Raw genomic sequence first — 8143 nt, 5'->3', positions numbered from 1 at the left:
CCCCTGAGCACCCCCCGAGAGGAGCCCCCGTTGGCCACCGGCACGAACCTGCTGGGCGGACCGCCGCCCACCCACCTGCCCGCGCACCCCGAGGTCGACGAGCAGCTGGCCGGCGGCGCCGACCCGGCCGCCGTCGCCGCCGCGCACCCGGCCGCCTCGCTGCCGTGGGCGCTGCTCGCCGAGCGCGCCCTGGGCACCGGGGGCGAGGAGCAGGTCGTCACCGCCTACGCCTTCGCCCGCACCGGCTACCACCGCGGCCTGGACGCGCTGCGCCGCGCCGGCTGGCGCGGGCACGGGCCGGTGCCGTACGCGCACGCGCCCAACCGCGGCTTCCTGCGCGCGCTGGCCGCGCTGCAGCGGGCGGCGGAGGCGATCGGCGAGGACGTCGAGGCCACCCGCTGCCGGGACTTCCTGCGCGACTGCGACCCCGCGGCGGTCACCGAGCTGCTGCCGTGAGCGCCCCCGCGGGGGACGGCCCCGGCCCGGCCGCCACGGGCGCGCCGGTCGTCGTCGTGGGCGCCGGCATCGCCGGGGCCGCGTGCGCGCGGGTGCTCACCGACGCCGGCGTGCCGGTGCGCCTGCTGGACCGCGGCCGCCGCCCCGGCGGCCGGATGAGCGGGCGGCGCGTGGAGACCACCGCGGGCGTGCGCGTCACCGACCTGGGCGCCTCCTACTTCACCGTCTCCGAGGGCTCCGCGGGCGGCCCCGGCGCCGGCTTCGCCGGGCAGGTCGCCGACTGGGAGGCGCGCGGGCTGGCGCGGCGCTGGACGGACACCTTCGCGGTGCTGCGCGGCCGCGCCGCCGACGGCGCCCGCCTGGACGGGACCACCTCCACCGGCCCGTGGCGCTGGGGCGCCCCGGCGGGCCTGCGCAGCCTCGTCGACGACCTGCTGGCCCCGCCGGGCGGGGTCGCGGTGCCGCTGGAGAGCGGCACCGACGTGGAGACCGTCGAGGCCGGCGCCGACGGGCCGGCCGTGGACGGCCGGCGGGCCGCGGCGGTGGTGCTGGCCATGCCGGACCCGCAGGCCGCGGACCTGCTGCCGCGCATGGTCGCCACCCGCCTGGACGTCTCGGCCCGCTGGCACTACCGGCCCTCCATCGCGGTGTACGCGGCGTGGCCGCAGCGCTGGTGGCCGGACTTCGACGGCGCGTTCGTCAACGACAACGACCTGCTGACCTTCCTCGCCGACGACGGCGCCCGCCGCGGCGACGGCGCGCCGGTCCTGGTCGCGCACACCGCCCCGGACCTGTCCGCCGACCACCTCGACGACCCCGTCGCCGTGGTGGCGCCCGTGGTGGCCGAGCTGGGGCCGCTGCTGGCCGGGCGGCCCACGCCGGTGCCCTCCTGGAACCGCGCGCACCGCTGGTCGCTGGCCCAGCCGTACCGCCAGCACGCCGAGGAGCCCTTCGGGCTGGACGAGGCCACCCGCATCGCGGTGTGCGGGGACTCCTGGGGGCGCACCTCCAAGGTGGAGACGGCCTGGGCCTCGGGCACCGCGCTGGGCCGGGAGCTGGCGGGCCGCCTGGCACCCTGACGCGTCGCGGCGCGCCCCGCGCGGGCGGGGTCCGGGGCGGGGACGTGCCGGTAAGCTCGGCGCGGTCCGCGACGGCCCGGCCCGGCCCGGGCGGGGCGGGCCACGTGCACGCAGGACCGAGGAAAGCTCCAGGAAGCAGGGGATGTCATGCCCGCGATCGTGCTCATCGGCGCCCAGTGGGGGGACGAGGGCAAGGGCAAGGCCACCGACGCCCTCGGCGCCCGCGTGGACTACGTCGTGAAGTTCAACGGCGGCAACAACGCCGGGCACACGGTCGTCGTCGGGGACGAGAAGTACGCGCTGCACCTGCTGCCCTCCGGCATCCTCACCCCCGGCGTCACCCCCGTGATCGGCAACGGCGTCGTGGTGGACCCCCGCGTGCTGTTCGAGGAGATCGACGCCCTGACCGCCCGCGGCGTGGACTGCTCGCGGCTGCTGGTCTCCGCCTCCGCGCACGTCATCGCCCCGTACCACCGGGTGCTGGACCAGGTCACCGAGCGCTTCCTGGGCAAGCGCAAGATCGGCACCACGGGCCGCGGCATCGGCCCCACCTACGCCGACAAGATCAACCGCGTCGGCGTGCGCGTGCAGGACCTGTTCGACGAGAGCATCCTGCGGCAGAAGGTCGAGGGCGCCCTCGACCAGAAGAACCACCTTCTCGTGAAGGTCTACAACCGCCGCGCCGTCTCGGTGGGCGAGACCGTCGAGACGCTGCTGTCGTACGCGGAGCGGCTGCGGCCGATGGTGCGCGACGTCAGCCTGGAGCTGACCCGCGCCCTGGACCGCGACGAGATCGTCCTGTTCGAGGGCGGGCAGGCCACGATGCTCGACATCGACCACGGCACCTACCCGTTCGTGACCTCCTCCAACGCCACCGCGGCCGGCGCGTGCACCGGCACCGGCGTGCCGCCGAACCGCGTGGACCGCATCATCGCCGTGGTCAAGGCGTACACCACGCGCGTGGGCGAGGGGCCCTTCCCCACCGAGCTGCTCGACGCCGACGGCGAGAAGCTGCGCCGCGACGGCGGGGAGTACGGCACCACCACCGGCCGCCCGCGCCGCACCGGCTGGTACGACGCGCTCGTGGCGCGCTACACCGCGCGCATCAACGGCGTCACCGACTTCGTCCTCACCAAGCTGGACACCCTCAGCGGCTGGGAGCGCATCCCGGTGTGCGTGGCCTACGACGTGGACGGCGTGCGCCACGACGAGATCCCGGTGTCGCAGAGCGACTTCCACCACGCCAGCCCGGTGTACGAGCACTTCGAGGGCTGGAGCGAGGACATCTCCGCGGCCCGGTCCTTCGCGGACCTGCCCAAGAACGCCCAGCGCTACGTGGAGGCCCTGGAGGAGCTGTCCGGCGCCCGGATCTCCGCCGTGGGCGTGGGCCCGGACCGCGAGCAGACCGTCGTGCGCCACGACCTGCTCGGATGAGCGCGATCCCGCTGTACGAGGCGGCGCTGGACGACGTGCCGCCGCGTGTGCTCTACGAGCTGCTCAAGCTGCGCGTGGACGTCTTCGTGGTGGAGCAGGAGTGCGCCTACCCCGAGCTGGACGGGCGCGACCTCGAGCCCGGCGCGCTGCTGCTGTGGGCGCAGGACCCCGCCGGCCGCGTCGCCGGCACGCTGCGGCTGCTGCGCGAGCCCGGCGACCGCGAGCACGCCCGCATCGGCCGCGTCGCCACCGCCCCCGAGGCCCGCGGGCGCGGCGTGGCCGCCGACCTCATGCGCCGCGCCCTGGAGGTCGCCGGGCAGGCCGAGGTGGTCCTGGACGCCCAGGCGCACCTGGAGGGCTGGTACGGCCGCTTCGGGTTCGTCGTGGACGGCCCGCCCTTCGACGAGGACGGCATCCCGCACGTGCCCATGCGGCGGGCAGCCCCCCGCGCCCTGTGACCGCCCGGGTGAGCGAGGTGCTGGAGTGGGCGCGGGTGCTGCCGCACCGGCGCCCCGGTGACGGCGTGGCGCGCCGGCTGGCGCGGTGGACGACCCCGGAGGTGGTGGCCGACGCGCTCGCCGACGGCGGGCGCGGGCTGCAGGCGCAGCTCGACGGGCTGCCGAGCCGGCGCGACTGGGTCGCCGAGTGCGGCGGGCTGACCGGTGCGGTGCTGGTGCTGGCGGAGGTCGACGCGGCGCTGCGCTGAGGCGGCGGGGCGGGCGCAGCGACCCGCGGGCAGTGACGAGGCGGTCGCGGAGGGTTCCCCTGAAGGGGGCCTGTGGCTACGTTGTGCCTGCCTGCCGCACCCGCTCGCCACACCGACCAACGGAGGTCGCCGTGCGTCGATCAACCCTCCTCCCCACCGCCGCGCTCGCCGTCGGCGCCCTCGTCCTCCCGGCGGCCCCCGCCGCCGCGGTCGACCGGGTGCCCACCCAGCGGCTGCGCGACGCCGTCACCGTCAACGGGATCCTCGGCCACGCCAGGGTCCTGCAGCGCACCGCCGACGCCGAGGGCGGCACCCGCGCCTCCGGCACCCCCGGCTACGAGGCCTCCGCGCGCTACGTCGAGCGGACCCTGCTGGCCGCCGGGTACGACGTGCGGCTGCAGGAGTTCACCTTCCCGTTCTTCCAGGAGCTCACCCCGACGTCGCTGGCCCAGACCGCCCCCGAGGCCGTCGACTACGACACCCTCGCCTTCACCTACTCCGGCAACGGCCGGGTCGAGGCCGTGGCGCAGGCCGTGGACTTCACCGCCACGCTGCCCTCCACCAGCGGCTGCGAGACGTCCGACTTCGCGGGCTTCCCCGACGGCGCGGTCGCCGTGCTGCAGCGCGGGACGTGCACGTTCGCGGTGAAGGCGGCCAACGCGGAGGCGGCCGGCGCGGTCGCCGCCGTCATCGTCAACGCCGGTGTCGAGGACCCCGAGGAGGTCCTCAACGGCACGCTGGGCGAGCCGGGCACCGGCATCCCCGTCGTCGGGCTCAGCGCGGCGGCCGGGGCGCAGCTCGTGGCCGCCGCCACCGCCGGGGAGGTCCGGCTGGCGGTGAACGTCGAGACCCTGCTGGAGGACCGCACCACCTGGAACGTCCTGGCCGACGCGCCCGACGGCGACCGCTCGCGCACCGTCGTGGTCGGCGCCCACCTCGACTCCGTCCTGGAGGGCCCGGGCATCAACGACAACGGCAGCGGCGTCGCGACGGTCCTGGAGATCGCCGAGCAGGTCGCCCAGCTCGGCGGCCGGAACCGCCAGCACCTGCGCTTCGCGTTCTGGGGCGCGGAGGAGTCCGGCCTGCTCGGCTCCACCCACTACGTGCAGTCCCTGTCGGACACCGAGCTGCAGTCGATCTACGCGAACCTGAACTTCGACATGCTCGGCTCGCCGAACTTCGTGCCGTTCGTCTACGACGGCGACCTGTCCGACACCGCGGAGGAGTCCAGCCCCGCCCCGCCCGGTTCCGCGCAGATCGAGGACGTCTTCACCGGCTACCTGAGCTCTCGCGGCGGCTCCGAGCCCACCGCCTTCAGCGGCCGCTCGGACTACGGCCCGTTCATCGCCGCCGGCATCCCCGCCGGCGGGCTGTTCAGCGGCGCCGAGGGCGTCAAGACCGAGGAGCAGGCCGAGCTGTACGGCGGGCAGGCGGGGCAGGCGTACGACGCCTGCTACCACCAGGCGTGCGACACCATCGCCAACGTCTCCACGAGGTCGCTGGCCGTCCTGGGCGACGCCGCCGCCCACGCCGTGCTGACCCTGGCGCGCACCCGCACGGGGTTCTACGAGGACCTCAGCCGCGCGGCGCGCTCCACCCCGGCCCAGGCGCCGCAGGCGGACGACGCCGCCTGAGCGCACCGGTGCCCCGGTGCCCCCGCGCGGGGGGCGCCGGGGCACCGGCAGCGGCGTTCAGACCCCCTGCGGGGCGGGTTCCTGCACGCTCGGCTCCTGCCCGGTCGGCTCGTGCGCGGCGCCCCCCTGGGCGGCCGTGCGGATCGTCAGCCCGTCCAGGTAGGCGGCCACGTTGGCCCGGACCTGCTCGACGCTGTCGCCGCCGAACTTCTCCAGCAGCGCGTCGGCCAGCACCAGCGCCACCATCGCCTCGGCCACCACGCCCGCGGCGGGCACCGCGCACGCGTCGGAGCGCTGGGCGATGGCCTGCGCGGCCTCGCCGGAGGCGGTGTCCACGGTGTCCAGGGCGCGCGGCACCGTGGAGATCGGCTTCATCGCCGCGCGCACCCGCAGCACCTCGCCGTTGCTCATGCCGCCCTCGACGCCGCCGGCGCGGTCGGTGCGCCGGCGCACGGTCATGCCCTCGCGGCCCTCGCCGCCGTCGGTGCGCTCGATCTCGTCGTGCGCGGCCGAGCCGCGGCGCCGGGCCGTCTCGAAGCCGTCGCCGACCTCCACGCCCTTGATGGCCTGGATGCCCATGAGGGCCGCGGCCAGGCGCGCGTCCAGCTTGCGGTCCCAGTGCACGTACGAGCCCAGCCCCGGCGGCAGGCCGTGCACGACGACCTCCACGACACCGCCGAGGGTGTCGCCGGCGGAGTGGGCCTCGTCGACCTCGGCGACCATGCGGGCGCTGGCGGCCGGGTCGGCGCAGCGCACCGGGTCGGCGTCCACGGCGTCGCGCGCGCCGCGGGCGGGCAGGGTGCCCGGCGCCACCTGCACGGTGCCGATGGAGACCACGTGGGAGAGCACCTCCACCCCGGCGGCCTGGGCGAGGAACGCGCGCGCCACCTCGCCCAGCGCGACGCGGGTGGCGGTCTCGCGCGCCGAGGCGCGCTCCAGCACCGGGCGGGCGTCCTCGAAGCCGTACTTCTGCATGCCGGTCAGGTCGGCGTGGCCCGGGCGCGGGCGGGTCAGCGGCGCCGAGCGCCCGCGGGCGGGCAGCCGGCCGGGCTCGTCGTAGCGGCGCCCCTCGGCGTCGGCGGGGTCGGCGGCCATGACCTCCTGCCAGCGCGGCCACTCGCTGTTGCCGATGCGCAGCGCCACCGGCCCGCCCTGGGTGCGGCCGTGGCGGATGCCGCCGATGACCTCCAGCTCGTCCTGCTCGAAGCCCATCCGGGCCCCGCGCCCGTGCCCGAGCCGCCGGCGCGCGAGGGCGGCGCGGATGTCCGCGCTGCTCACCTCGACGCCCGCCGGCAGGCCCTCGAGGATCCCCGCGAGCGCCGGACCGTGGGACTCGCCTGCCGTCAGCCACCGCAACACGGTGCCGATTCTGCCCCACGCCGGCGGCGGCGCCGTCCGCGCGCCCGGCGCGGCGGTCGGCGGAGGCCTGCCGGGTCAGTCGGCCAGTTCGCTGAGCAGCGGGTCGATGCGGTACGGCACCAGCTCGCGCATCGCCAGGGACGTGCGGGTGCGCACCACCCCGGGGATGGACAGCACGTCCTGGCCCACCCGGTACAGGTCGTCGGCGTCGCGGGCGACGACCCGGCACATCAGGTCGCCGTCACCGGTGATGCCGTGCACCTCCAGCACCTCGGGGGTCTCGCGCAGCGCCCGCAGGGTGTCCTCCTGCTGACCCTGGTGGATCTCCACCATGACGAACGCGGAGACGGAGAAGCCGAGCGCGGCCGGTGCCAGGCGCCGGGAGAAGCGGTGCAGCACCCCGTCGGACTCCAGGCGTTCCAGGTGCGCCTGCACCGTGCCGCGGGCGAGGCCGAGCAGTCGCGACAGGCCCAGGACGGTCGCGCGGGGGTCTTCGTCCAGCGCGAGCAGGATCCGGGCGTCGATGGTGTCGAGGCGGCGCACCGGCACATCCTCGCGCATCCGGCGGTGCGGGAGCGGTCATTGTGCCCACCCCGTCGCGCCGGGGCTGTGCAGGTTCCCGGTGCTCAGCCCCGCGGGGTGCCCACGTGGACCACGACCTGGCCGTCGGCGACCTCCACGCGGTGCGTGCGCACCGGGCGGACCGCCGGCGGGCCGGAGGGCTCGCCGGTGCGCAGGTCGAACGCCGAGGCGTGCCGCGGGCACTCCACCGCGCAGTCCTCCACCCACCCGTCGGCCAGGGACTCCCGGGCGTGGGTGCAGGTGTCGTCGATGGCGTACAGCTCGCCGTCGACGTGGAAGACGGAGATCGGGGCGCCGACGCCGGGGCCGTCGTAGCGCACGACCTCGCCCTCGGGCAGGGCCTCGACGGGGCAGACGGCGACCGGTCCGGACGGGCTGGTCTCGCTCACGGCGCGGGCCTCCTGCGGCGGGTGGTGCGGGTGCGGACGCGCCCAGTGTGCCGGACCGGCACCGGCGCACCGGTGCGGGGCGGCGCCCCCGCGCACCGGCGGCACCCGCCCTCACGCACCGGCGGCACCCGCGGCCCGCCAGGACTCCCGCACCGCCGGCGACAGCGGTGCGCCGTCGCGGCGCACGAGCTGCACCCGGGCCACCAGCTTCGGGCGCACCACGCGCAGCACCCGGAAGCGGTGCGGGTCCAGCCCGCCCGCCAGCGAGGACGGCACCACGGCCGCCCCTAGGCCGGCGGCGGCCAGCTCCACCGCCGTCGCCGGTGCCCCGGCCTCCACGGCCACCCGCGGCACCAGCCCGGCGCGCGCGCACGCCTCCTCCAGCACGGTGCGGACCCCGCCGCCGCGCGGCGGGCACACCAGCGGGTGCTCGCACAGCCGGGCCAGCTCGATCGTGCCCGCCGGCCCCGCACGCCCGGCCCGCCCCGCACGTCCCGGCGGGGC

General features: G+C 77.0%; 10 protein-coding genes. 6 read left to right on the top strand and 4 right to left on the bottom strand.

Features of this window, described 5'->3' with window-relative positions; genetic code table 11:
• Positions 1-30: 30 nt before the first annotated feature.
• From GTR00_RS09400 to GTR00_RS09375, 6 genes are all read left to right on the top strand, one after another.
• Positions 31-456, top strand: a complete 426-nt coding sequence (locus tag GTR00_RS09400; RefSeq protein WP_166611366.1) for a DUF3151 domain-containing protein — start codon at positions 31-33, stop codon at positions 454-456.
• A complete protein-coding gene (locus GTR00_RS09395) occupies positions 453-1535 on the top strand; it encodes an NAD(P)/FAD-dependent oxidoreductase (RefSeq protein ID WP_166611365.1) in 1083 nt (360 codons plus the stop codon). Before GTR00_RS09400 ends, GTR00_RS09395 begins: the two co-directional genes overlap by 4 nt.
• A 147-nt stretch (positions 1536-1682) precedes the next feature.
• Positions 1683-2969 (top strand): adenylosuccinate synthase, encoded by a 1287-nt coding sequence (locus tag GTR00_RS09390; protein ID WP_166611364.1) that lies wholly within the window; start codon positions 1683-1685, stop codon positions 2967-2969.
• Positions 2966-3427 (top strand): GNAT family N-acetyltransferase, encoded by a 462-nt coding sequence (locus GTR00_RS09385; RefSeq protein WP_166611363.1) that lies wholly within the window; start codon positions 2966-2968, stop codon positions 3425-3427. The genes GTR00_RS09390 and GTR00_RS09385 overlap by 4 nt, the downstream gene beginning before the upstream one ends.
• Before the next feature lie 8 nt (positions 3428-3435).
• On the top strand, positions 3436-3675 hold the full coding sequence (locus tag GTR00_RS09380; protein WP_166611362.1) for a hypothetical protein: 240 nt from the start codon (positions 3436-3438) through the stop codon (positions 3673-3675).
• A gap of 131 nt (positions 3676-3806) precedes the next feature.
• The gene (locus tag GTR00_RS09375) at positions 3807-5309 is read left to right on the top strand and encodes a M20/M25/M40 family metallo-hydrolase (protein WP_166611361.1); all 1503 of its coding nucleotides are present in this window, start codon (positions 3807-3809) and stop codon (positions 5307-5309) included.
• A gap of 57 nt (positions 5310-5366) precedes the next feature.
• Here the strand turns inward: GTR00_RS09375 and aroC are convergent, their stop codons facing one another.
• From aroC to GTR00_RS09355, 4 genes are all read right to left on the bottom strand, one after another.
• Positions 5367-6668, bottom strand: coding sequence for a chorismate synthase (aroC, locus tag GTR00_RS09370; RefSeq protein WP_323132358.1), 1302 nt, complete (start codon positions 6666-6668; stop codon positions 5367-5369).
• 75 nt (positions 6669-6743) lie between these two features.
• Positions 6744-7229 carry an Lrp/AsnC family transcriptional regulator gene (locus tag GTR00_RS09365; RefSeq protein ID WP_166611360.1) on the bottom strand — a complete coding sequence of 162 codons (486 nt, stop codon included), beginning with the start codon at positions 7227-7229 and terminating at the stop codon, positions 6744-6746.
• Between the two features lie 65 nt (positions 7230-7294).
• Positions 7295-7639, bottom strand: coding sequence for a bifunctional 3-phenylpropionate/cinnamic acid dioxygenase ferredoxin subunit (locus tag GTR00_RS09360; RefSeq protein WP_166611359.1), 345 nt, complete (start codon positions 7637-7639; stop codon positions 7295-7297).
• 111 nt (positions 7640-7750) lie between these two features.
• A partial coding sequence (locus tag GTR00_RS09355) for a LysR substrate-binding domain-containing protein (RefSeq protein WP_240899742.1) occupies positions 7751-8143 on the bottom strand: 393 nt, incomplete at its 5' end.

Source organism: Kineococcus indalonis, assembly GCF_009906395.1.
In the GTDB taxonomy this organism is placed as follows: Bacteria; Actinomycetota; Actinomycetes; order Actinomycetales; family Kineococcaceae; genus Kineococcus; species Kineococcus indalonis.
This window is presented reverse-complemented; position numbering and strand designations above follow the sequence as displayed.